General features: G+C 71.1%; 24 protein-coding genes and 1 pseudogene. 14 read left to right on the top strand and 11 right to left on the bottom strand.

Annotation, left to right across the window (positions count from 1 at the left end; translation table 11 throughout):
- The first annotated feature begins 172 nt into the window (after positions 1-172).
- On the top strand, positions 173-1,657 hold the full coding sequence (locus ACF09J_RS26210) for a peptidoglycan D,D-transpeptidase FtsI family protein (RefSeq protein ID WP_392307880.1): 1,485 nt from the start codon (positions 173-175) through the stop codon (positions 1,655-1,657).
- A gap of 80 nt (positions 1,658-1,737) precedes the next feature.
- Here ACF09J_RS26210 and ACF09J_RS26205 read toward each other — a convergent pair whose 3' ends face one another.
- A complete protein-coding gene (locus tag ACF09J_RS26205; protein ID WP_392307879.1) occupies positions 1,738-1,884 on the bottom strand; it encodes a multicopper oxidase domain-containing protein in 147 nt (48 codons plus the stop codon).
- On the opposite strand from ACF09J_RS26205, the gene ACF09J_RS26200 reads away from it, so the two are divergent.
- The 3 genes from ACF09J_RS26200 to ACF09J_RS26190 all read left to right on the top strand — a co-directional run bounded on the left by ACF09J_RS26200 (position 1,879) and on the right by ACF09J_RS26190 (position 3,368).
- Complete coding sequence (locus ACF09J_RS26200) at positions 1,879-2,241, top strand: hypothetical protein (protein ID WP_392307878.1); 363 nt, start codon at positions 1,879-1,881, stop codon at positions 2,239-2,241. The genes ACF09J_RS26205 and ACF09J_RS26200 overlap by 6 nt on opposite strands.
- Complete coding sequence (locus ACF09J_RS26195; protein WP_392307877.1) at positions 2,238-2,750, top strand: hypothetical protein; 513 nt, start codon at positions 2,238-2,240, stop codon at positions 2,748-2,750. The genes ACF09J_RS26200 and ACF09J_RS26195 overlap by 4 nt, the downstream gene beginning before the upstream one ends.
- Positions 2,751-2,999: 249 nt before the next feature.
- Positions 3,000-3,368 carry a VOC family protein gene (locus ACF09J_RS26190; RefSeq protein ID WP_392307876.1) on the top strand — a complete coding sequence of 123 codons (369 nt, stop codon included), beginning with the start codon at positions 3,000-3,002 and terminating at the stop codon, positions 3,366-3,368.
- Between the two features lie 129 nt (positions 3,369-3,497).
- Here the strand turns inward: ACF09J_RS26190 and ACF09J_RS26185 are convergent, their stop codons facing one another.
- Together ACF09J_RS26185 and ACF09J_RS26180 are read right to left on the bottom strand one after the other, a co-directional pair.
- Positions 3,498-3,692 carry a hypothetical protein gene (locus ACF09J_RS26185; RefSeq protein WP_392307875.1) on the bottom strand — a complete coding sequence of 65 codons (195 nt, stop codon included), beginning with the start codon at positions 3,690-3,692 and terminating at the stop codon, positions 3,498-3,500.
- 6 nt (positions 3,693-3,698) lie between these two features.
- Positions 3,699-4,484, bottom strand: a complete 786-nt coding sequence (locus tag ACF09J_RS26180; RefSeq protein WP_392307874.1) for a transposase family protein — start codon at positions 4,482-4,484, stop codon at positions 3,699-3,701.
- 1,456 nt (positions 4,485-5,940) lie between these two features.
- Between ACF09J_RS26180 and ACF09J_RS26175 the strand changes: the two genes are divergently transcribed.
- Positions 5,941-6,474: a GNAT family N-acetyltransferase gene (locus ACF09J_RS26175; protein WP_392307873.1), complete on the top strand. Its 534-nt coding sequence runs from the start codon at positions 5,941-5,943 to the stop codon at positions 6,472-6,474.
- Positions 6,475-6,924: 450 nt separating this feature from the next.
- On the opposite strand, the pseudogene ACF09J_RS26170 reads toward ACF09J_RS26175, so the two are convergent.
- A pseudogene (locus tag ACF09J_RS26170) lies at positions 6,925-7,360 on the bottom strand (mobilization protein); the annotation flags it as partial.
- A gap of 32 nt (positions 7,361-7,392) precedes the next feature.
- On the opposite strand from ACF09J_RS26170, the gene ACF09J_RS26165 reads away from it, so the two are divergent.
- From ACF09J_RS26165 to ACF09J_RS26150, 4 genes are all read left to right on the top strand, one after another.
- On the top strand, positions 7,393-7,569 hold the full coding sequence (locus tag ACF09J_RS26165) for a hypothetical protein (protein ID WP_392307872.1): 177 nt from the start codon (positions 7,393-7,395) through the stop codon (positions 7,567-7,569).
- A gap of 500 nt (positions 7,570-8,069) precedes the next feature.
- Positions 8,070-8,723: an FxLYD domain-containing protein gene (locus tag ACF09J_RS26160; RefSeq protein WP_392307871.1), complete on the top strand. Its 654-nt coding sequence runs from the start codon at positions 8,070-8,072 to the stop codon at positions 8,721-8,723.
- A 70-nt stretch (positions 8,724-8,793) separates the two neighbouring features.
- Positions 8,794-9,033, top strand: coding sequence for a hypothetical protein (locus ACF09J_RS26155; protein WP_392307870.1), 240 nt, complete (start codon positions 8,794-8,796; stop codon positions 9,031-9,033).
- A complete protein-coding gene (locus ACF09J_RS26150) occupies positions 9,033-9,410 on the top strand; it encodes a fic family toxin-antitoxin system, toxin component (protein WP_392307869.1) in 378 nt (125 codons plus the stop codon). Before ACF09J_RS26155 ends, ACF09J_RS26150 begins: the two co-directional genes overlap by 1 nt.
- A gap of 108 nt (positions 9,411-9,518) precedes the next feature.
- Here ACF09J_RS26150 and ACF09J_RS26145 read toward each other — a convergent pair whose 3' ends face one another.
- The 4 genes from ACF09J_RS26145 to ACF09J_RS26130 all read right to left on the bottom strand — a co-directional run bounded on the left by ACF09J_RS26145 (position 9,519) and on the right by ACF09J_RS26130 (position 14,622).
- Positions 9,519-10,805 (bottom strand): alpha/beta fold hydrolase, encoded by a 1,287-nt coding sequence (locus ACF09J_RS26145; RefSeq protein ID WP_392307868.1) that lies wholly within the window; start codon positions 10,803-10,805, stop codon positions 9,519-9,521.
- The gene (locus ACF09J_RS26140; protein WP_392307867.1) at positions 10,805-11,872 is read right to left on the bottom strand and encodes a hypothetical protein; all 1,068 of its coding nucleotides are present in this window, start codon (positions 11,870-11,872) and stop codon (positions 10,805-10,807) included. The genes ACF09J_RS26145 and ACF09J_RS26140 overlap by 1 nt, the downstream gene beginning before the upstream one ends.
- Positions 11,873-11,983: 111 nt before the next feature.
- On the bottom strand, positions 11,984-13,675 hold the full coding sequence (locus ACF09J_RS26135; RefSeq protein WP_392307866.1) for an OPT/YSL family transporter: 1,692 nt from the start codon (positions 13,673-13,675) through the stop codon (positions 11,984-11,986).
- 161 nt (positions 13,676-13,836) lie between these two features.
- Complete coding sequence (locus ACF09J_RS26130) at positions 13,837-14,622, bottom strand: IclR family transcriptional regulator (protein WP_392307865.1); 786 nt, start codon at positions 14,620-14,622, stop codon at positions 13,837-13,839.
- Between the two features lie 239 nt (positions 14,623-14,861).
- On the opposite strand from ACF09J_RS26130, the gene ACF09J_RS26125 reads away from it, so the two are divergent.
- Complete coding sequence (locus tag ACF09J_RS26125) at positions 14,862-15,311, top strand: DNA-binding protein (protein ID WP_392307864.1); 450 nt, start codon at positions 14,862-14,864, stop codon at positions 15,309-15,311.
- Positions 15,312-15,438: 127 nt separating this feature from the next.
- On the opposite strand, the gene ACF09J_RS26120 is transcribed toward ACF09J_RS26125, so the two are convergent.
- Together ACF09J_RS26120 and ACF09J_RS26115 are read right to left on the bottom strand one after the other, a co-directional pair.
- Positions 15,439-16,125, bottom strand: a complete 687-nt coding sequence (locus ACF09J_RS26120) for a hypothetical protein (RefSeq protein WP_392307863.1) — start codon at positions 16,123-16,125, stop codon at positions 15,439-15,441.
- A gap of 243 nt (positions 16,126-16,368) precedes the next feature.
- Positions 16,369-17,073, bottom strand: coding sequence for a class I SAM-dependent methyltransferase (locus ACF09J_RS26115; RefSeq protein WP_392307862.1), 705 nt, complete (start codon positions 17,071-17,073; stop codon positions 16,369-16,371).
- Between the two features lie 232 nt (positions 17,074-17,305).
- Here ACF09J_RS26115 and ACF09J_RS26110 point away from each other — a divergent pair, with 232 nt between their 5' ends.
- The 4 genes from ACF09J_RS26110 (at position 17,306) to ACF09J_RS26095 (ending at position 20,819) form a co-directional block, all read left to right on the top strand.
- Positions 17,306-18,508, top strand: a complete 1,203-nt coding sequence (locus ACF09J_RS26110) for a sensor histidine kinase (RefSeq protein ID WP_392307861.1) — start codon at positions 17,306-17,308, stop codon at positions 18,506-18,508.
- Positions 18,505-19,179 carry a response regulator gene (locus ACF09J_RS26105; RefSeq protein WP_392307860.1) on the top strand — a complete coding sequence of 225 codons (675 nt, stop codon included), beginning with the start codon at positions 18,505-18,507 and terminating at the stop codon, positions 19,177-19,179. The genes ACF09J_RS26110 and ACF09J_RS26105 overlap by 4 nt, the downstream gene beginning before the upstream one ends.
- Positions 19,180-19,283: 104 nt before the next feature.
- Positions 19,284-20,171 carry an amidohydrolase family protein gene (locus ACF09J_RS26100; RefSeq protein WP_392307859.1) on the top strand — a complete coding sequence of 296 codons (888 nt, stop codon included), beginning with the start codon at positions 19,284-19,286 and terminating at the stop codon, positions 20,169-20,171.
- 156 nt (positions 20,172-20,327) lie between these two features.
- The gene (locus ACF09J_RS26095) at positions 20,328-20,819 is read left to right on the top strand and encodes a hypothetical protein (protein ID WP_392307858.1); all 492 of its coding nucleotides are present in this window, start codon (positions 20,328-20,330) and stop codon (positions 20,817-20,819) included.
- 68 nt (positions 20,820-20,887) lie between these two features.
- Here the strand turns inward: ACF09J_RS26095 and ACF09J_RS26090 are convergent, their stop codons facing one another.
- A complete protein-coding gene (locus tag ACF09J_RS26090; RefSeq protein WP_392307857.1) occupies positions 20,888-21,241 on the bottom strand; it encodes an ArsR/SmtB family transcription factor in 354 nt (117 codons plus the stop codon).
- Positions 21,242-21,278 lie beyond the last annotated feature (37 nt).

Below are 21,278 nucleotides of genomic sequence, written 5' to 3'. Positions count from 1 at the left end.
GGCCCTGTGCTGAAGGCGACCGGCGGTCGCCGAGGGGAACCGAACCCGCGTGCGAACCGTGCGGCTAGGGTGCTCGCATGGCGCCACTCATCCTCATATCCGTCAGACTCCCCTTGCTACCAGCGCAGTTGAGTGCGGCCACGATGTCCGGGCCCGCGGCTGGAGGCCGGCGATGAACCGAGCCGTGCGGGCGATCGCCGTCTTCTGCGGCCTGCTCATGCTGGCCCTGCTGATCCGGGCGAACTGGCTGCAGTACGCGGAGGCTGAGGCGCTGGCGTCGGATACGCACAACCGCCGCGTGCAGATCGAACGGTTCGCCTCCGCGCGGGGTGACATCGTCGTCGGCGGCGAGGCGGTGACCGGGTCCGAGGCGGTCCCGGGCAGGGAACTCAAGTACAAGCGCACCTACGTCAACGGGCCGATGTACGCGCCGGTGACCGGCTTCGCGTCGCAGGCGCAGGGCATGTCGCTGCTGGAGAAGACCTATGACGGCATCCTGTCGGGGCAGGACGACCGTCTGGCGTTCCAGCACTTCCTGGACGTCGTGACGGGCAAGGAACGCGGCACAGGGTCCGTGGTGACCACGATCGACCCACGGGCGCAGAAGGCCGCCTATGAGGGACTGACCGGCCTGAAGGGTGCGCGGGGCGCTGTGGTCGCCCTGGATCCGAAGACCGGGAAGGTGCTGGCCCTGGCGTCGGCGCCGTCCTACGATCCGTCGGTCTTCGCGGGCAACACCTTCAAGGAGTCCGACAGGTTCCTGGCCCTGGACAAGGACAAGCGCAAGCCGCTGGCGAACCGGCCGCTGCGGGAGATCTACCCGCCCGGATCCACGTTCAAGATCCTCACGGCCGCCGCGGCCATCGAGCACGGGGTGGTCACGGACATCGACGCCCCCAGCGGGGCGCAGTCCCCCTACCAGCTGCCCCAGTCGACGAACCGGATCGGCAGCGAGGCCGGCGACGCGGTCTGCGGCAACGCTTCCATGAAGACCGCGATGCAGTACTCCTGCAACAACGTCTTCCTCGACGCCGCCGCCGAACTCGGACCGGACCGGATGCGTGAGACGGCGCAGAAGTTCGGGTTCAACGAGGACGTCTACTCGCCGGACTTCGGAGACCTGCTCGCGACGAAGAGCATCTATCCGCAGGACCTGGACAAGCCGGGAACCGCTCTGACCGGCATGGGACAGGGCAGCCTCACCAGCACGCCCATGCAGATGGCCATGGTCACCGCGGCACTGGCCAACGACGGCGAACTCATGCAGCCCCACATCGTCGACGAGATCCGCGGACCCGACCTGAGCACTCTGGAGAAGACCCAGCCGGCCGTCATGAGCCAGGCCGTCTCCGCCGCCACGGCGCGGAAGGTGCAGCAGATGATGGAGTACACCGCCAAGGAGGGCAGCGCCCAGCGCGCGCTGATCGACGGCATCGTCGTCGGTGGCAAGACCGGCACCGCGCAGCGGGGCGTGAATGTCGCCGACGAAGTGCCCTACGGCTGGTTCGTCTCCTACGGCAAGAGGCCCGACGGCGCCTCGGTCGCCGTCGCCGTCTTCATCGACCCCACCGACATGGACATCTCCCGCCAGGACATCTCCGGCGGCCGGCTCGGCGCTCCCATCGCCCGCAGCGTCATGAAGGCGGTGCTGCAGTAGCCGAGCGGCTCGCGGACGGACGGCGGCCGACCGCCTCTGCCTGTCGGACAGAGGACGGCCGGCCGCCTGGCACGCGGGCACTACTCGGTGACGAAGTCACCCATCATGGCCATGTCCTCGTGCTCCAGGTTGTGGCAGTGGAGCATGAAGGGGCCGGTGCAGTCGGTGAAGCGGACGACCACTTCGACGGCCTCGGCCGGACGCAGGACCACGGTGTCCTTGTGCACGCACTTGACGAGGCCTGGGCCACGACCGGCACGGGAAGCCAGCTGGACTCCGTCATGGCACCGGAGGCCAACGTGACCGGCACCGCGCCCTGGTCGATCGACGTCACTGGCCTCGTCATGGGCTGGACCGACGGGGCGAACGCCAACTACGGCCTGGCGCTGCGCCGGCCCGAGGACGCACCGAGGACGGCGGGCATCAGCTTCACCTCGGCCACGCTCGCGGTCGACTACCAGGCGGCCACGCCTCCATCGGTGCCCACAGCGGTCCCCGCCCGGGGCGGGGACAGGGGGCCCTGGTCACCTGGGGAGCCAGTGACGACAGCGGATACAGCGACAGCCTCCTCCACTACGAGGTGACGGCCCTGGACTCCTTCGGCGCCCTCGTAGCCAAGCGCACCACCAAAGACACGAGCACGGTGATCACCGGCCTCACCAACGGAAGCCCTACACCTAACGCCGCCATGTACAGCTGGCTGCTGAAGGCACAGGAGTCCTGGCTGGTCGACACCCGCGACGCCCTCAAGGCGGCCTCCACCGACGGATCGGTAAGCCTTCGCGTGACGGTGAGCGGGCAGCAGACACCGGCGGACACGCCCTCGGACCCAGAGACCTGCGAAGAGACCGTCCTGTACGCCTTCCCGGGCGGCGGCAGCCCGGTGCTGCGCAGCAGGATGAATGCCGGGCAGTACGAGCAGCAGTTGCTCAAGGACGATCGCGCCCTGGGGGACGTCACCTACGGCACCGTGGACAACGACAGCGGCACCGCTCAGCCCCTCCGGGGAGTCAGCGTCGATCGTCCATCCGACACCACGAAGCCCGGTCACCCTTACAGGGGCGGCCGGGCTTCGCGCATATCAGCACGTTGAGCGCCGTCAAGGTCCTCACGGCGCATCACCGGCTGCTCAACGAGGGAGGCCCCGACCGCGCGATCATTTGAGGCTGCGCCATCCTGAAGTGGCGGGTCATCAAGGGTGGTGTGACTCCGTTTCGGGCTGGTCCTACTGGTCGCGGGCGGCAGTCCGGGGTGTAGATCGTCCGGTGGGGCGGTTTTGCCGATGAGTTCACCGCCCTCGAACGGTCTACCCAGCGACACGACCGTTCTCGACAGGAGTGCCATGTCCACCATCCAACCAGTGATCATCACTGCCGACCAGGATGTTCTGCTCGGCTTCTATACGAAATTGTTCGGCGCCGAGGAGATCTTCCGGGTACCGGCGGAAGGCCCGGCCTTCTACCTCGGCTTGCGCATCGGCGACGCCGACCTTGGGCTGGTGGCCAAGACCAACCCGGGGACCGGGGCGGCACCGCGGATCCTGCTCAGCATCGGTGTCGACGACGTCGACGAGATGCTCGGCCGGGTGACGGCGCTGGGCGGCTCGGTCCGTGGCGGCCCCAACGACATGCCGTGGGGACAGCGCGTCGCCCACATCCAGGACCCCGACGGCAACCCGGTGAACCTCACCCAGCCGATTCCGGCTCAGTGACGCTGTTCCGGGTGCTTGCGCTGGTCGTGGGCCTGCCTGCGGTAGAGGTCAATTGCCTGTAGTGGCCTAGCTAACGAGCTCGTGCACGGTTGGCAGTGGGGCGTCGAGGACTTCGGTGGGGCTCGGCGTTCACGCCTGCTGTGCCGAGTTCAGGTCCGTGGTCTGCTGGTGGGACGGCAGGCCGGCGATGGCTTGTACGGTGTCGCTGACGTGCTCGCGGCGGCCGAGGTGGCGGGCCAGTGCTCGCCAGTTCTTCAGATGAGCGATGCCGTGCTCGACGCGGATGCGTCGCGAGGAGTGCGCCTTGCGCTGTCTCTCGTGCATCTCCTCTTACCAGTCCGGAGCGTTCTTCTTGAACTTGCGGTGCGGTGGTGTCACCACCCGTCCACCGGTCTGCGCACCCAGGCCCTGGTAGCCGGCATCTGCGAGGATTTCTATCGCAGGCCCGTCGACCAGGAGCCTGACCAGCCCTAATTGACGGGCCTGGGAGATGTCCGCGCAGCTACCGGGCTTGGTCGGGCTGCAGAACAGTAGGCGGCCGTCCTCGTCGGTGACCACCATGGCTTTGACGGCGTTCTGCTTGCTCTTGCCGGAGATGAACTTGTCCCGGTCCTTGTGTCCGGCAGCCGGGCGCCGGACCCGGATCTCGGTGCCGTCGATGATCCCGGTCGTCCCGCTGGCGCCGAGATGGTCGACGACCTCGGCCAGGGTCCGCAGCCGCACACCCCGGCTGACGGTGCATCCTCGCTCGGCAAGCAGCGGCCGCACCTCGCCGATGGCCCGGGTGATGGTGGAGCGGTCCACATTGAACCAGCAGGCCAGCACGTCGTGCGTGGCCCCATGGCGGAGATGCACGAGCGTGGCCAGGAGCCGGTCAATGAACACCAGCCGGTGCTTCGCTCCGGCGCCTACGGCTCGCTTACGCGGCCTGGACACGAGCTTGGCGTGGTGTCGTTCGTGCCACAACAGGCCTATCTCAGCGATAAGTTCGGCAATCACATCGGCCGACAGGCCCGTGATCCTCCGATTGCTGATGATCGCTGCACGATTCGCGCTCCCCGCCACACGACCATGATCGACGATCAAAGGCTCAACGTCCCACTGCCAACCGTGCACGGGCTCGGTAGGGTGCGCCAGTGGCTACGCCACGGTGTCAACTGCGGGGCGCGGCGGTCGGGCGGGTCGCATTCGTCGCCATATTCATCCCAGGACATCAACCCGATCCGAACGCGCCGGTCAACTCCGGCCCCGCTGGTGGCTCCGCGCCGGAGCCGCCGTTTCTGTCTCTGCACTCCACCGTCGTCCTGCTCGCCGCGATCCTCATTGGCCTGGTAGTGGGCAGACTGACCGCCCTCATTGCCGCCCCTTCGGCACCGGGCGCCGTGCTGGCTGGGCTGACCGCGGCCGGGACCGCCGCGCCAGCGCTGCGCTCCCTGATCGGGCGCAGTCAGTGATCGGCCTTGGGCCGCCCCGCTTCGAGGGCCGCCGGTCATGTCGGCGGCAACGCCGCCACCGGGAGCGTGTGGCCGTCAGATGGCGGCGCAACAGGTCGGCGAGGCAGGTCAGGGTGTGCGTGGACAGCGGCAGGCGGCACTGGTAGACCAGGGACACGGTGTCCCCGGCGTGCTCTTTGGTATTCGTCACACAATTCCAACAGCCGCCGGGGGCACCTCGGTTACGCCCCGCCGCTGTGCGGCCTGCTCATACGCGGGTGGTGAACTTCCCGTTGGGTCGTTGGTGCAGCCAGCCGCGGTCGGCCAGCTTCGTGAGTGTCCCGCGCAGCGGCTCCGCGACCAGCCCGGCCCGATCGAAGTCGCCCGTGCCCAGCGCCGCCGTGAAGCTGACGCCACCTATGCCGCCGCCTTGTGTCGCACACGGGCCGAACGGAAAATCCGGTCTGCCGCCCAGCCACCTGCGGTGATGCAGAGGACCGCGTGACCAGGTTCGGAGAGACGTATCGTGATGTCATGAAGAGACGGCGTTGGTGGTCTGTGATCACCTTGTGGGCTGTGTGGTGGGCGGCTATCGCCGCTGCTTTTTGGGTCTTGGGTAAGGTGCTCGGTCAGTCACCGAGCCTTGGAGGGTGCGCGGCGAGTGCTGTGCTGGTGATCGTCGTAGGTGAGATCGGTGACCGACTGCGGCGGCGCTTCTTTCCTCGCCGCAAGCTGGCCTGATCAGACGGCCTGTGCCAGCTGGTCGGATTGGGGAGTTGGCGGTTGCGGTGAGGCGGCAGGTCATCAGGGTGATGGTCGCCCAGGTGACAGAGCGTATGCGCATAGCGGAGTCCAACTGCAGGCGGGCGGGCGAGGCCGGTTCCGTCGCAGTGTTGGCGTTCTTTGAAAATGGCTCTGACCGCGATTCCGTGAATGATCTCGGTGCTGCGGTAGGCTGCCGCGGAATCGGTCTCACCTCTCGACTGCGCTGACTACGTGGCATGTCGTCTGCTCGGCCGTCAGCCTGATTTTCGTCCGTCACGGTGTGCGGTGCAGGCGGCTTGACGCCTTGTGGTTCCGCAGCGGCGGCGCGAGCGCCGGATTACGGATGAGGCCCTTGCCTTCGGCAAGATGGGCGCATGACCGAGATCCGCACACCCCGCCTCCTCCTCCGTACCTGGCACGATGACGACCTCGCGCCGATGGCGGACATCAACGCGGACCCACGGGTCATGCGCTGGATCGATGACGGCTCGGTGCGCGACCTGGACCACACGGCCGAGGACATCGAGCGGTGGGAGGAGGAGTGGGACGAGGAGGGCTTCGGGCTCTTCGCCGTCGAGCTGCTGGCCTCGGGCGAACTGATCGGCTTCACGGGACTGTCCGTGCCCGAGTTCCTGCCGGAGGTGATGCCCGCCGTGGCGATCAGCTGGCGGATCGGCTCACAGTTCTGGGGCCAGGGCTATGCGTCCGAAGCTGCCCACGCCACACTGGAGTTCGCTCTCCAGGATCGCGGCCTCGACCGCGTCATCAGCATCAACCGGGTGGGTGACAACGCCTCCGAGAACGTCATCCGCAAGCTCGGCATGGCGCCCGAGCGGGAGACGGCACACCCGGTGTACGGCTACCCCCTGCGCGTTCACGCCATCGACCTCACCGAGTTCCAGGCATGAACCGGCCGAGCCGTCGATCACCACAAAACAGCCGACCACTGTTCCTACGTCCCCGAGCGTATGAGTACTCCAGCCGGACTTCTGTATTTCTCCTGGTCAACGGCCTGGCGGTAGGGCGTGTAGAGGGGGTTCGGCTGCGTCCAGGGCATCATCCGGCCGTCGAGCTGGTCGTGGCTCGGCACCCGCAGTTCAGGAGGAAGGCAGTCGTCCACCGCTGGTATGCCTCGTAGCTGCGGCGCTGCGGCTCGCTGGTCTCCGCCGCTCGCCGGCGGCGTATCCGGTGAAACGCCCTGACGTCCTCCCCCGTCTCGTTCTGCACGCGCCATGATCGTTGCCTAGCTCCCGGACCTGCTTCACTTCACAAACTCCACAGTCGTGACCGCAGCAGTCGGCCTGGTGCGTCTTGATGCCGCAACGCCGTGATTCGGTCTATCGCCGATCCTTGGTTGGCGTGTCGAGTTCGCGTTGCCCCGCCGCTTCGGTAAGCAGAGCAGCAGGGTCATGGCCGGCGCCTTCTGCGTCGGCGAGAGTGGCAGCGACTGCGTACCAGCCTGGCTCGGCGAGGATCTGCTCGGCCAGCTCGGGCACTGCTTCACGCAGCATGGCCGTCTGCCGCTGCCGTAGCGTGTGGTTGAGTCGCCGTCCCCGCTGGTACAGGGCGCCAAGCGGCGCTGCTGCTGCGGCCTGGTAGGCGGAGCGCAGGTGCTCGGCGGCCCTGTGCGCTGCGGCAGCCTGCTGGGCGTGGTTCTTCTTGGCGTGCCAGCGGGCGGCGGCGGTGATAGAAGAGCATGTCGATCGCCATGGCCGAGGTTGCTCCGTCTTCGCCGCGGCCGAGGGCCGGGCCGCCGCAGGCGAGGTCGCGGGCGGCCTGCCGCAGGGCCCGGTCGTCGCGCGACCGGCGTCCGAGGGCTGGAGGGCGTGCGTCAGCTCAAGGCCGTGGGCGGCCCGGCGGGGGCGCTGGTCGCCATGGCCGTCGGCGGCAAGGCGATGCTGCCGGGCGGCGAGGACAGGATCCCGCTGCCGTGGGCCCGAGTGACCGCCGTGAGGGGTGCCCGTTGGCGTGCGGGGGAGGCCGGTGCCCCTGATGCTGTGTGACGGCAGGCGGCCCATGGCCCTGGCGCCGACCGGTACGGGTGCGGCGGCGCGGGACGCCCGTGCTGCCGTCCGGCTTGGAACAGGCGCGGTTGGCCCCCGCGTGGCCCGCCGCCCAGGACCGGCGGGCCGGCGCCCCGGAGGCGCCTTCGCGAGGTAAGCGGAACGTACGCCTCCACCGGCCGGATCGGAAGCCCCGCGGCTGTGTGCCGCCGCTCACACCGACCGGTTCGGTGGACTCGCGGACCGTACGGCGGCACCCGCGTAGGGCGGTAATGCGGGTGGGGGCCCGGGGTCAGGACGACGGACCGCGACCGTCGTGTGGATGTCGGCCGCGGTGACCAGGGGAGTGCGTCCGTACCGGATGCCACCGCGGAACTCGGTGAAGAGCCGGCGCGGGCGCGTGGGGCGTGGTTCTCGGGTGGGGCGCCGTATGCCGGCGGGGTCACCCGTCAGGACCGGTCCGCGTCGCGTACCCGGCACGCAGTGCGGACGATGAGGTCATGTGCCCTCAGCCGACGGAAGACCTGCCGCCGTCCCTCCGCCGTGTCCGCCCGCACGGGCGATGCTTCGTCCGGTCCTCGGTCACTGTGACGTTCGCTCTCGCAGCCGGTGTGCTGACCGGATGCGGCAGCGGCGGCAGTGGTTCCACGGTCAGCCCGCGGCCGACCCCGCCCCACACGGCGTCGTTCTCGTCCCAGCCGCTGCCGTCGGCGCTGGCGTCCTCCGCGTCGTCGGCCATCGCCTCCGCTCGTGCCTCTGCGTCGGCGGCGGCCTCTTCCGCGTCCGCGCGCGCCTCGGAGTTCGAGGCGTCGGTGTCGGCCGAGACCGCCCGGCGGGCCGCGGTCGCCGAGAAGGAGCTCAAGGGCGTCCCGGGACGCGGCAACGCATGGTCGGAGGTGGGCCTGACCGGCGTGCCCAGGGCGCAGTCCGGAGGTGTGCCGGCCTCCCTGGTCACCATCACCAACAAGACGGACCACAAGGCGTCCTACGCCGTGCAGGTCGACTTCGTGGACGCGCAGGGGCATGTGGTCGAGACCCGCTACACCGGTGCGGAGAACCTGGAGCCCGGCAAGCGCCAGCAGCCCATCGTGTTCAGCCGGAAACCTCCCGAGCCCAGGCTGACGGCCCGACTGGCCAAGGCGCAGCGCTACTGAGCGGCTGCGGCTGCGGCTCGTGCTCGGCAAGGGCGTCCGCCCGGATGGTAACAGCTGTTACCATCAGCGGATGGCGAAGACACAGCTCGGCGTACGCGTCGACGACGAGATCAAGGAACTGGCCGAGGCCCGGGCGAGGGACCGCGGCCTGAGCCTCGGTGACTACATCGCCGGCCTCGTCCGGGAGGACACCAGCGGGCTGCGGCAGCGGGGCCTGGATGCCGCGCGGCGCTTCCTCGACGAGCACCAGAGTCTCTTCGACGAGGCGGAAGAGGCCGAGCGCCGTCCCCGGGGAGCGCACGCCGCGTAATGGAACTGCACATCGACGTCCCCTGGATCCTGCAGGTCGCCGAACTCGCGGGAGCGGGAGACCCCGCCCCCGACGACTACGGTGTGCCCGTGGCCGCGGTCGCCTGCCACCGTGCCGAACTGCTGGAGACACCCGTCTACGACGGCCCCTACGCCCGTGCCGCCGCCCTCGTGCACGTCCTCGGCCGCTGTCGCTGGCTCGAGCGCTCCAACATGGCCGTGGCCGCGGCGACAGGCGTGATGTACCTGGAGGCCTCCGGGATCTCGGTCAAGCCCACCCGCGAGGACGCCGTCGCCCTGCGCGACCTCCTGCGCGATCCCGGCTGCACCACAAAGAGCATCGCCGCCCTGCTGCGCGCCTGGCCGCAGGCCGCCTGAACCGGGCGCCGACCGGTCACCGCCGCGTCGAACCCCACGGCATGGTCTGCTCCGGTGCTGCTCCCCGCTCGTACGACGCCGAGCGGGGAGCAGCACCGGGCCGGGATCTCACGCCTCGCCGCGTGCCATCGCGATCAGCCGGTCCAGCACCGCGGCGTCGGCGCGGACACCGTCGTGGGCGTGGGCGTTGGTGATCCACGGCCGCAGACCGCGGACCGCCGCCGCGGTCTCCAGGGACTGCTCGCGGTCGACGAACATGTCGTCGAAGTACACGGCCGCCGCCACCGGGACACTGTTGCCGGCGAGCCGGTTCAGGTCGTACAGGGCGGGCCAGTCGGTGCGCGCGGCCAGCACCTGCGCGGCCTCGCGCAGCGGCACAAGCGCCGGGTCCTCCTCGAACTGCCAGGGGTAGATCATCTCGCCGGTGAAACGGAACGGGCCGTCACCGCCCGCGTCGAACTCGGGGAACTCCTCGCGGACGCGGTGCGCCGACCACGCGGTGGCCCGGCCGCCCTGGGCGTAGATGGGCTCGTGGAGCACCGCATAGAGGGGGCGCGGGGCGAAGGACAGCGTGGCCTGGGCGCCGTGGAGGAAGGCGTCCGACAGCCGCGGTCCGGCCGGCCCGGCCACGAACGCGCCCTCCAGCAGATAGTGGAGGGCGTCGAAGCCGGACGAGGTGCCCAGACCTGTGCCGAGGGACTGGAATCGGCGGACGCTCAGCCGCTCGCCGGACGGCATGCGCACGTCGTGGCCGCCGAGGTGCGCGGCGATCCTCCGGGCGAGTTCCTGGTCGCCCGGGTAGCGGTCGAAGAACAGCTCGTTGTGGCGGGCGGTGCGCCGGTACGCGGCCCGGTACACGTCGTCGGCGTGACCCGTCAGCGTGGGCAGACCGCCCGTGATGAACACCTGGTCCAGGCCGTGGGGCGCGTGACTGAGATAGGTCAGGGCGCAGAAGCCCCCGAAACTCTGACCCAGCACCGTCCACGGCCGGTCGCCGGCCAGGAACCCGCGCAGCAGCTCGGCGTCGCGGACGATGGCGTCGGCGCGGAAGTGCCCGAGGTACCCGGCCGTGGCCTCGGGGGAGGGATGGACCGCGAGGGTGTGCCGGTCGGCGGGGGTGGACCGGCCCGTGCCGCGCTGGTCCATGAGGACCACCCGGTAGTCCTTCAGAGCGCGCTTCAGCCAGGCCCCGGCGGCGTTCGGGCGCTCCGCGCGGCCTCCCGGGCCGCCCTGGAGCCACAGCAGGCGGGGCAGTTCGCGGTGTTCGTTGCCGGCGGCGACGACCTCGCGGGCGAACAGGGAGATCGACGGGCCGTCGGGCCGGGAGTGGTCCAGCGGGACGTCGAGGGTGTGGTCGGTGCACACCATGCCGCCGTGGCGATGGACAGTGGCCATCAGTAGCCCTCGACCCCCAGCTCACGGCAGATCTCGACGAGCTCGGGATGCACGTACACGCCGTCCTTCTCGATGCACTCGCCGTCCAGGTGGATGGAGGGGGCGCTGACCGAGCCGTCGGTGTGCGCGGCGGCGACCCAGGGTTCGCCGCCGATCCAGGCGCCCTTGGTGCCGATGCCCAGCTCGACGCAGCCGAAGACGCGCTCGTCCTCGACGATCCGGCCGGTGGGAGCGGGCACGCCCGGGTTGAAGCCGAGCGACCAGTGGGCGACGCGGTACATGTTCGGGTCGTTCCAGGACTCCATCCAGCGGCGGAAGACGGCCGCGTCCTGGCCGTCCCCGTCGATGGACGTGACGACGCCCTTCTCGACGGTGAGACGGACGGGGGAGTGGAGCAGGCCGAGCTGGTCCGGCGGCCACAGGGCGCCGTCGAAGACGAGGACGCCGTCCTGGGTCTCCTCCAGCGGGTTCCAGGAGATCTGCCCGGACAGCATCACGGTCTCGCCGGGCCTCTCGGCAGGCTTTCCGCGCAGGTTGATGGGGCGGTCGCCGTTGCGGCCCACCAGGTCGGTGCCCGCCGCCGAGGTGATGCGGACCTCGTCCGCCTGCTCCAGCAGCCGCACCAGTGCCTTGCCGAGCCTGATGACACCCTGGAAGTCGGGCCGGCCCACGGTCGCGACGAGCATGTGCACGTCCATCGCGGTCAGGTTGGTGTACCGGCAGCCGTTGGCCATGGCCGTCCGGAACGCGTCGGAGTGCATGACGTACGAGACGGCGAACTCGATCCACACGTCGGCGTCCGCGATGGCGCCGGCGACCGGTCGCGGCGGCTCCATGGAGGAGCTGGGCAGTGTCTCGTACCAGACGACGACGGGGTGGGCGCCCGCGGCGGCGACGGCCTGGGCGGTGGCCTCGACCACGCGGCGGTCGCTGCTGGTGTCGCCGGTGAGGACGACGTGCTCACCGGGCTTGACGAGCATGACCTCCTCGACGAGCTTGCGGGCGGCGAGGGCCAGCTCGAAGCTGAGGTACTCGCCGCGCGGTTCGAGACGGCTGAACATCTCCATGGGGTGGATCTCCTTGGTGCTGCGTGATCGGTACCGCGTGACAGCGGTGCGGGACGCGGCGGGACGGCATGGCTCGTCCCGCGCGGTGGACAGGGGGTGGGCGGGCCCGGGTCAGCCGGCCTTGATGATCTGGGCCGAGTCGCCGAGGGAGGAACCGGCGATGAGTCCGGCGCCCACGAGGTTGAGCTCCTCCTCCGCCCGCGGACCGCGCAGACGGCGGTAGCCGATGCGGACGGCGAGCGCGGCCAGGACCATCCAGCAGGCCTGCGGGGTGAGGATCAGCAGCCCCGTGGCGAGCATGACGCCCATCTGCCGTCTGGTGCCGCCGAGGAACTGGACCAGCGCGCCGGGGACGGCCCACAGCGCCAGGGTGCGCATCACACCCGGGTCGCCGAGCCCGTGCTTGACGGTGTCGGCGTACACCTTGGCGACCGGGGGGATGAGTCCCTGCCGGAAGTAGGACTGCCACAGGACCGCCACGACGACGAGCGCGGCGCCGAAGCCGATGAGTGCCGCCCGGAACTGTTCGCGCCGGCCCTCGCGTTCGAAGGGGTCCCAGGGCCGGTGCTCGCGCCGCAGCAGCCAGCCGGCCTTGAGGTCGTAGCCCATGTCGGCGAACGCGGGGCCCGTGGCGGACACGTATCCGACGAGGAGGGCGAGCGGCACGGACGGGATGCCGATGAGCAGGCCGGCGATCAGGAAGATCAGGGTCACCGCGAACGAGGGGAACCAGCCGGACTGCATGGCGGCCAGGCCCACGATCAGCTCGTGCACGAGGGCGGCGAACGCGGCGAACAGGACCCAGGCGACCAGGCCGACGGGGCGCATGTCCCCGAGGAGGCCACCGACGACGGCGAGGACCGCGGCCCCGGCGGTGAAGAGGGCGTATCCGCGCAGCAGGGTGTGCCGCAGGCCGCGTTCGTCGACGGTGACGGCGGTGCTGGGGTCGGCGGCGGCTTCGGCGCCGTGGCCGTCCGCGGGACCGGTGCCCGCGGCGGTTCGCGCCGGCTGGTGCGCGGTGCGGTCGGAGCGACGGCGCAGCAGCAGCACCGCGGCCTGGCCGAGGGCGACGACGCCGGCGCCGACCATCACGCCGTGGGGGATGTAGCCCGCGCCGATGTCGGTGTGGAACAGCTCGGGGCTGAACTGGCGGATGCCGAGGCCCACGCCGAACATCAGCAGCGCCCACACGTTGCCGAGGAAGGCGACGCCCGCGGCCGACAGCGGCAGGCTGAGCAGGGTCCCGCCGATGCCGACGAGCGTTCCCGCGCCCAGGACGAGGGCGCGCCGGCCGCCCTGGTCCCCGGCCTTGATGGTCTCGGCGGCGGCGGTGCCGGGCGGCCAGGCAGCGGTGGCGGGCAGCAGCCGGGAACCGAAGGAACGGTAGAGGACCCACGTGTCGATGAGCAGTCCGATGAACGCGCCGGTCAGCATCGGCCACACGAGGTCCTTGCGGCCGAAGACGTACGGCACGGCCACGGACGTGAGCAGCGCGTTCGCCGAGGCGAAGGTGGCGGCGGAGATGGCGGACTGGGCGAGGTTCTGCCGATGGACGGACCGCATGCCGCGCAGTCCGGCGAGCGGGATGCGCCCCACGAGCATGGCGATCAGCGCGCCCACGACGGAGGTGTTCGCGGAGATGCCCAGCTTGGCGACGAGGTCCGCTCCGATCACGGCGCCGACGACCGAGAGCACGACCAGCAGGGCGAAGACGGCGGGCTCGCGGACCCGGGGATGGTGTGTCGGCTCCCCGACCGGGGAAGGCGGGGGCGCGGTGGGCGGTGCGGAGGTGTGATGGGGCACGGGACATCCCTTGCGTGGGCGAGTCCTGGCGGGGTCGGGGGACGCCGAAGGACGACGGGAACAGGGAGATGAAGAAAGAAGGAGGCCGGCGGGGCAGCGGGAGGCGGGCGCCGGCGGGAGGCGGTGAGGGCCGGCGTGGGCGCGGGCGGCCGGTGGGCCGGTCAGGCGCCGAGGGCGGCGGTGGCCTCCGCGGCTCCGGCGGTGACGAGTTCGGCGATCCGGTCGACGCCGGCGTCGATGCGGTGCGCGGGACCGATGACGGTGAGGGAGGCGGTGATGGTGCCGGCCTGGAAGACCGGTGCGGAGACGGCGGAGACGGCCTCGTCGTACTCGCCGTGGCTGACGCTGAAGCCACGCTCGCGCACGTCGGCGTAGCAGGCGAGCAGGGCGTCGAAGTCGGTGATGGTGTGTTCGTTGAAACGCTGGAGCGGGGTGGCTCCGAAGGTCTTCCGGATCTCCGCCTCGGGGTAGTGGGCGAAGATCGCGTGTCCGGACGCTCCGGCGTGGCCGGGGATGAGGGCGCCCACGATCGCGGTGTAGCGGACCGGTCCGGTGCCGTCGACGGCCGCCGTGCAACGGTACCCGCCCCCGTTGGGGACGTTGAGGACGACGCTCTCTCCGGTCTCGCGCAGGATGCGGGCGAGGACCGGACGGACCAGGGAGGGCAGGACTCCGCTGTGCTCGCCCACCCGGGCCAGCCGGTGCACGGACGGCCCGAGACGGTAGCGGCGCGTGATCGTGTCACAGGTGAGGAACCCGCGCGCGGTGAGCGTGGTGAGCAGCCGCTGGGCAACCGCCTTGTCCCAGCCGTGGTGGCGGGCGATCTCGCTGACGCCCCACTCGGGCCGCCGCTCGGTGAACGAGAGCAGGGCGACCAGCGCGCGGTCGGCGCTCTGCAGTACCCCGCGTGGCGCTGGTGTGCCCGGTTCGGCAGTCGGCTCGGCCATGAGACTCCTCGATGATCTGGTGCCCCGCACCGAACGGCTGTGCCGCCTTCCGGTGCGCTCGGCGCAACGCCGTAGCGCTGAGCGGCCAGAAACTATCCGCTGGTCACGCGGGGGTGTCAAGGGTTCCCAGTGCACTTTTCCGTGCCGGCGGGTGGAGGATTGCACGCCGTTGAACCGGTTGAACGAACTGTTTAAAACGAGACGTTGACATCGTTCATGCGGCACGCCATGCTCATCTCATGCCGTCCATTTCCGATCAGCACCCCGACCCCTTCACGCCTCCGCGGCCGGAGCAGGCGCGGGCGCAGCGCGTCTATGCGTCCCTGCTGCGCATCGCCGAGCGGCACGCGGCCACCGACGAGCAACGCCGGCGGCAGGTTCATCCCTCGGTCGTCGCGCCGCACGAGGCCGTCAGGCTCGTGTCGTTCCTGCTCAGCGGGGCCGCACAGCCCGAAGACGGTGAACCGGAGGTGGATCGCGCCGACATCACGGCCGCGTTGAGCCTCGTCCCGCTGGTGCGCGGGGAGATGGACGAGCTCGAAACCGGACTGCTTCAGATGGCCCGGGGCCGTGGCATGACCTGGCAGGAGATCGCCTTCGGACTCGGGCTCGGCACTCCGCAGGCGGCCAGGCAGCGATACGAACGACTCGCGAGCCGCGCCGCATCCGACGCGGAGGAGCCGGAGTAACAGGGAGTTGGAGGAAGGCCGGAGTGGAAGGACCCGGCAAGGGACCGCCGCGGGGCTGCCCAGCCCGCTTCCTCGGAGCTGCCAACACCGGGTCGGGCAGCGGCGGTCAAGCGTACGGAAGCGTGGTCTAGGCGGCGGTTTCGGGCTTGGCCTCGCCTTCGGGGGCCGCTTCGGGCTCCGGCGCGTGGGGGGCGGTGTAGAAGACGGACGTGCCCTGCTTGCTGCGCTGCGCCTGGCTCCGGGCGACAAGGTTTTCGAGGGTGGTGCGCACGACGTTGGTCTTGATGCCGCGGTCGGGGTGAGCCTCGCCGAGCGCCGTGGCGACCTCCGCCGCGGAGCGCGGTTCGTTCTGTCCGCCCAGATGGCGGCGGACGAGGTCGGCCAGCGTGGGCTGGGCCTTCTTCGCGGCCGTGTCCTTCCTGGCAACCTCCTTCCCGGCAACGTCCTTCTTGGCCGCGGGAGTTTTCACCGAGCGCCTCTTGGTCGTGGGCTGTTCGGCGGTCGTCTTCTTCGCCTTCCCGCGAGGCTCAGCGGTGGCCTTCCTGCGGGGCTCGGCAGTGGCCTTCTTCCGTGGGGAGGGCACGGTGGCACTGTCGGTGGCCGCGGGCTCGGGAGCCGTGTCCGCGAGGCCGAGTGCCTGCCGCATGTTCACCAGTACGGTGTGGTCGTGCTGCAGGGCGGCCAACTGCTGCTGCAACGCGGCGATCTCCGCCGTGATGCGTTCCTGCTCCTTGACGTTCTGCTCCAGGTCGCCGGTCACCTGGCTGATGTACTGCGACGTCAACTCAGTGGCGGGAGCCGTGTTGTGGGGCACTCTTCTCTCCTTGCTCCGGGCCGGTCGGAGCCTGCGCCCCCATGGCAGCGAGTCAGGTGGCAGGCGCTCCGGCTGCGGGTGTCTGGCCCAGTGATGATACGGGTGGGTATACCTGTCTCTGGGCAACTACTTCGGCCAGTATGGGCCCAACCTCCACTCTGCGACGCCACCGCCGCCGGATGCGGCCGGGTCGCCGGACCACGTTGACGCGCCCCGGCAACCCGGCCCGAACGCCCGCGGCGGTCACACAGCCGGCCGCTCCGCCAGGAGATAACGCGTCCAGGGCCGCACGTCGGCGAACCGCGGCTCGGTGAACCCGACGGCACGGAGCACGTCCGAGTACTGCCGCACGTCGGCGGCGGACATGGGATCCTTCGTAGCCTCCCCGTGCGACACACCGTGGACCATCATCCCGGCGACGGCACGGGTCACCCGCGGGGCCACCGGGCCGCTCGGAAAGGCGTCCGCGATCAACAGCCGCCCGCCCGGCCGCAGTACGCGGTACATCTGCGCCAGCGCGCTCTCCCGGTGCGCCGCGGGGACGTGGTGCATCGCGAACGTCGAGGTGACCACGTCGAACTCACCGTCGGGCAGGTCCAGGGACTGCGCGGCCCCGCGCACGAAACGGCAGTTGGCCGCCCGGCCCGCGTGCCGGGACGCGTACTTCACCATCGGCTCCGAGGGGTCGACGCCGACCACCCGGCCGCCGGGCCCCACCGCCTCGGCGAGCCGGCCGGCGAAGACGCCGGGGCCGCAGCCGACGTCGAGCACCCGGTCGCCGGGGCGGACGCCGCTCGCCGCCACCAGCGTGTTGTTCAGCGCGCCCCGGCGGCCGCCGAACATCACCGTGACGAGCAGGTTGTACCGGCGCGCCCACGGGATGATGAGGCCCGGCTGCTCCGGCTCCCGCACCCCGGTGCCGGCCGTGCCGGCTCCATGACCTTTCATGACCTGTTCTCCTTCCGATGCCCTCGCCGAACCGACCCTCTCGGCGCCGGCTGGGACGTCCCTTCGATGATGGGAGGGGCCGAGGGCCGTCGTCGTCGCCCTGGCGGCGCGACTGCGCGCTGCCGCGCCGGGACCACCCGGACGGACGGCTACTACACCGGGACTACGCACGAAATGGCCCTGCAAGGGGACGTGTTGACGAGCGCACCGGCGCTACCGTGCGGGGATGTGCATGCGGCTGAGCTTGCGCGGCTACGCGCGTGACGCGGTGACGGCAGGTGTCGTCGCCGTGATCTCGCTGGTCAGCTCATTGGTGGCCGTCCCCGACCGCACCGGCCTCGACGTACTCGGATACCTGCTGGTGCTGGCGGGGGCTCTCGCGCTCACCGCCCGGCACCGCTTCCCGGTCGCGGTCGTGGCCACCACACTCGTCTGCCTGTTCGCCTACCATCTGCGCGGCTACCCCGGCGACGGGGCCGCCGTACCGGTTCTCGTGGCGATCCACACCGCCGTCCTCGCGGGCCACCGCCTGGTGACGCTCGCCCTGGGCGCGAGCATGTTCGTCGCGGGCACGGTGGCGCTGGGCCTCACGTCCGCCGGCGGCCAGTCCGTCCGGCAGATCGTCGAGGGACGGTTCCTGCTGGCCGGCTGGGTGGTGGCCGCGGCCATGGCGGCGGAGACGCGGCGCCAGTGGAACCGCAACCTCAGCCAGGCCGAGCAGCGTGCCGCCGAGGCCGAGCAGCGGGCGGCCGACGCCGAGCGGCTCCGCGAGGAGACCGCACGCCGCCGTGCGGGGGAGGAACGCCTGCGGATCGCCCGCGAGTTGCACGACTCGCTCACTCACAGCATCTCCGTGATCAAGGTGCAGGCCGGGGTCGCCGTCCATCTGGCGCGCAAACGCGGCGAGAGCGTGCCGGAGGCCCTGCTGGCCATCCAGGAGGCCGCGGGCGACGCGACCCGCGAACTCCGGGCGACCCTCGACGTGCTCCGCGCTCCGGGCGAGGCCGTCCCCGGCCGGCCAGGACCCCCGGTCACCGGACTCGGGCTCCTGCCCGTGCTGGTGGAACGGACCAGCGCCACCGGCCTGCCCGCCACCGTGACCGTCCAGGGCGAGCCGAGGGACCTGCCGCCCGAACTCGACCGGGCCGTCTACCGGGTCGTCCAGGAGGCCCTGACGAACACCGCCCGGCACGCCGGGGCCGCCTCCGCCCGGATCCGTCTCGACTACCGGCAGGACTCGCTCGCCGTGCACATCGACGACGACGGCAGGGCGACCCCCGCGGCGCGGCCAACGCCGGGCACCGGCCTGACCGGCATGCGCGAGCGGGTCACGGGACTCGGCGGGCGGCTGCACGCCGGACCCCGGCCGGAGGGCGGGTTCACGGTCCGCGCCGAGTTTCCGCTGAACGGCACCGGCCCGGGCGGCACACCGTGATCCGGGTCCTGCTCGTCGACGACCAGCCGCTCATCCGCGGCGGCTTCCGCGCGCTCCTGGAGGCCGAGGACGACATCGAGGTCGTCGCCGAGGCCGCCGACGGAGCCGCCGGGGCCGCGCTCGCCGCCGAGCACGTGCCCGACGTGGCCCTCGTCGACATCTCGATGCCGGTGGCGGACGGCATCGAGGCCACCCACCGCATCGCCGCGAACCCGGCCCTGTCCGCCGTGCACGTGGTGATCCTGACGAACTACGGCGTCGACGCGTACGTCTACGGCGCGCTGCGCGCGGGCGCGTGCGGATTCCTCGTCAAGGACATCGAACCCGCCGACCTGCTCCAGGCGGTCCGGGTCGCCGCCCGCGGCGACGCGCTGCTGTCCCCGGCCATCACCCGCAAGCTCATCGCCGAGTACACGTCCCGGCCCCTGTACCCGGGCTCGGACACGCACTCCCTGCTGGAGGGGCTGACCCGGCGGGAGCGCGAGGTCCTCGCCCTGGTCGGCCGCGGACTCAGCAACGACGAGATCGCCGCCCACATGGTGATCAGCTCCTCCACGGTCAAGACGCACGTCAGCCGCGCCATGACCAAGCTCGCCGCCCGCGACCGCGCCCAACTCGTCGTGGCGGCCTACGAGTCCGGCCTGGTGGCCCCTCGCGGAACTACCTCTTAGCCGGAGCCGACGCCACGCTGACGCGTCCCGTGTGACGGACACCGCACCGCGCCCCGTGCGGAAGGGGTGGCCCCGCGCCCTCACCAGGGCCGATCGTGGAGGCTATGAACGATCACCGCATGGCACCCGGCGAGGTCCGCCGCTTCTGGCGCCGGCTCGGTCTTCCCGGCCTGGTCGACGTCCACACGCACTTCATGCCGGAGCGTGTCCTGCACAAGGTCTGGGACTACTTCGACGCGCAGGGACCGCTGACCGGCGGGCTGGAGTGGCCGATCACCTACCGCGAGGAGGAGGCGGAGCGCACGGCCGTCCTCCGGCAGTTCGGTGTCCGGGCCTTCACCGCGATGCTCTACCCGCACAAGCCCGGCATGGCCCGGTGGCTGAACGGATGGGCGGCCGACTTCGCCCGGCGCACCCCCGACTGCCTGCACACCGCCACCCTCTACCCCGAGCCGGACGTCGAGACGTACGTCCGCGAGGCCGTCGAAGCGGGCGCGCGTGTGTTCAAGGCACATGTACAGGTGGGGGCGTACGACCCGGACGACGAACTCCTCCAGCGGGCATGGGGGTTGCTGGCCGAGGCACGGATTCCGGTGGTGATCCACTGCGGCTCGGGGCCCGCGCCCGGCAAGCACACCGGTCCCGAGCCGATCGCGCGGGTGCTGGCGCGCCATCCCGGACTGCGCCTGGTCGTCGCGCACATGGGCATGCCCGAGTACGAGGAGTTCCTGGGCCTGGCCGAGCGGTACGGGCAGGTGCGGCTGGACACGACGATGGCGTTCACCGACTTCACCGAGCAATTCATGCCGTTCCCGCGCCGGGCCCTGCCCCGGCTCGAAGGACTCGGCGACCGCGTCCTGCTCGGCTCCGACTTCCCCAACATCCCCTATCCCTACGTCCATCAGCTCCACGCCCTGGAGCGGCTGGGACTCGGACAGGAGTGGCTGCGAGCCGTGTGCCACGACAACGCGGCAAAGCTGTTCGGGCTGTGACCCGCAGGCGGGAACGGTCCTCGGCTGTGTGCCGCCCGGCTCCGTGCGGTGGCGTCCGCCAGGGCCGAACAGCCTGATTTCGAGGCCGACGGACCCCTGCGCGGACCGGCCGGCCGTGACGATGATCAAGCACATGGGGAGAAGGGAAAGCCACAAGTGATCGCTGTCGTAGGCCACGCCGATCTCACCGCGCCGACGCTGGCCCTCCTGGAGGACGAACTGCGGTCCCGTCTGGCCGCCTTCGCCCAGGCGGGTACGTCCGGGCTGGTGCGCGCCGGGAAGGGACTGCCGGTGGTGGTCGGGCGGGCCGCCCGCAAGGCGGGACTGGCCCTGGTGACGGTGCTGCCGTCCCGCAACGGCGTGCCCGCGCACGTCGCCGAGCCGGACCGGAAGGCGGCCGGTGAACTCCTGCTCCTTTCCGAGCAGGTGCGGCTCGTGGAGTACGACCCCGGCGACCGCACCTCGTGTGTGACGGCCGACGAGAGCCTGCTGCGTTCGTGCGCGCGGGTGCTGGCCGTCTGGGACGGCTCTCCCTCCTCGGGGAGGGACGCGACGGCGCACCTGGTGGCCTATGCCCGCAGCCACGGTGTCGACGTCGAGGTGCTCTGGCCGCAGGGGGCGGAGCACGAGACCACCCCCAACGCGTAGTCGAGCCCCGCGGCACCTCGGAGGCCACCGGGCCGCCTCCCTCCGGGGCGGCCGCCGCCCGGTGACCGTCACCGCGACGGCTGCTTCCTCTCCGGCTGGTCCGCCCGCAGATCGGCGAGCAGCTCCGCCTGTCCGGCCAGCACACCCGACAGGATCGAGCGTGCCACCCGCATCAGCTCCGCCACCTCCAGGCCGGCCAGCGAGTAGTACACGTTCGAGCCCTCCTTGCGGGTCCGCACCAGGTTCGCCCGCCGCAGCACCGCCAACTGCTGGGACAGGTGCGCCGGTTCGATCCCCACCTCGGGCAGCATCTCCGCGACCGCGTGCTCGCGCTCGCTCAGCAGCTCCAGGACCCGGATACGGGCCGGGTGTCCGAGCGTCTTGAAGAACTCGGCCTTCAGCTGGTACAGGGGCGTACTCACCCTGCCGTCCCCTCCCCGGCACGGCCCGACCGGAACG

The organism is Streptomyces sp. NPDC014889 (assembly GCF_043081205.1).
In the GTDB taxonomy this organism is placed as follows: Bacteria; Actinomycetota; Actinomycetes; order Streptomycetales; family Streptomycetaceae; genus Streptomyces.
The sequence above is the reverse complement of the archived record's forward strand: the minus strand, read 5'-3'. Positions and strand labels throughout refer to the sequence as shown.

Coding starts and splice junctions, on each gene's coding strand:
- ACF09J_RS26125 (WP_392307864.1), top strand. CDS start 14,862: ATGCCGTCCATTTCCGATCAGCACCCCGACCCCTTCACGCCTCCGCGG.
- ACF09J_RS26160 (WP_392307871.1), top strand. CDS start 8,070: ATGTGCCCTCAGCCGACGGAAGACCTGCCGCCGTCCCTCCGCCGTGTC.
- ACF09J_RS26115 (WP_392307862.1), bottom strand. CDS start 17,073: ATGAAAGGTCATGGAGCCGGCACGGCCGGCACCGGGGTGCGGGAGCCG.
- ACF09J_RS26145 (WP_392307868.1), bottom strand. CDS start 10,805: ATGGCCACTGTCCATCGCCACGGCGGCATGGTGTGCACCGACCACACC.
- ACF09J_RS26150 (WP_392307869.1), top strand. CDS start 9,033: ATGGAACTGCACATCGACGTCCCCTGGATCCTGCAGGTCGCCGAACTC.
- ACF09J_RS26185 (WP_392307875.1), bottom strand. CDS start 3,692: ATGCACGAGAGACAGCGCAAGGCGCACTCCTCGCGACGCATCCGCGTC.
- ACF09J_RS26210 (WP_392307880.1), top strand. CDS start 173: ATGAACCGAGCCGTGCGGGCGATCGCCGTCTTCTGCGGCCTGCTCATG.
- ACF09J_RS26140 (WP_392307867.1), bottom strand. CDS start 11,872: ATGGAGATGTTCAGCCGTCTCGAACCGCGCGGCGAGTACCTCAGCTTC.
- ACF09J_RS26100 (WP_392307859.1), top strand. CDS start 19,284: ATGAACGATCACCGCATGGCACCCGGCGAGGTCCGCCGCTTCTGGCGC.
- ACF09J_RS26155 (WP_392307870.1), top strand. CDS start 8,794: ATGGCGAAGACACAGCTCGGCGTACGCGTCGACGACGAGATCAAGGAA.
- ACF09J_RS26175 (WP_392307873.1), top strand. CDS start 5,941: ATGACCGAGATCCGCACACCCCGCCTCCTCCTCCGTACCTGGCACGAT.
- ACF09J_RS26110 (WP_392307861.1), top strand. CDS start 17,306: ATGCGGCTGAGCTTGCGCGGCTACGCGCGTGACGCGGTGACGGCAGGT.
- ACF09J_RS26130 (WP_392307865.1), bottom strand. CDS start 14,622: ATGGCCGAGCCGACTGCCGAACCGGGCACACCAGCGCCACGCGGGGTA.
- ACF09J_RS26190 (WP_392307876.1), top strand. CDS start 3,000: ATGTCCACCATCCAACCAGTGATCATCACTGCCGACCAGGATGTTCTG.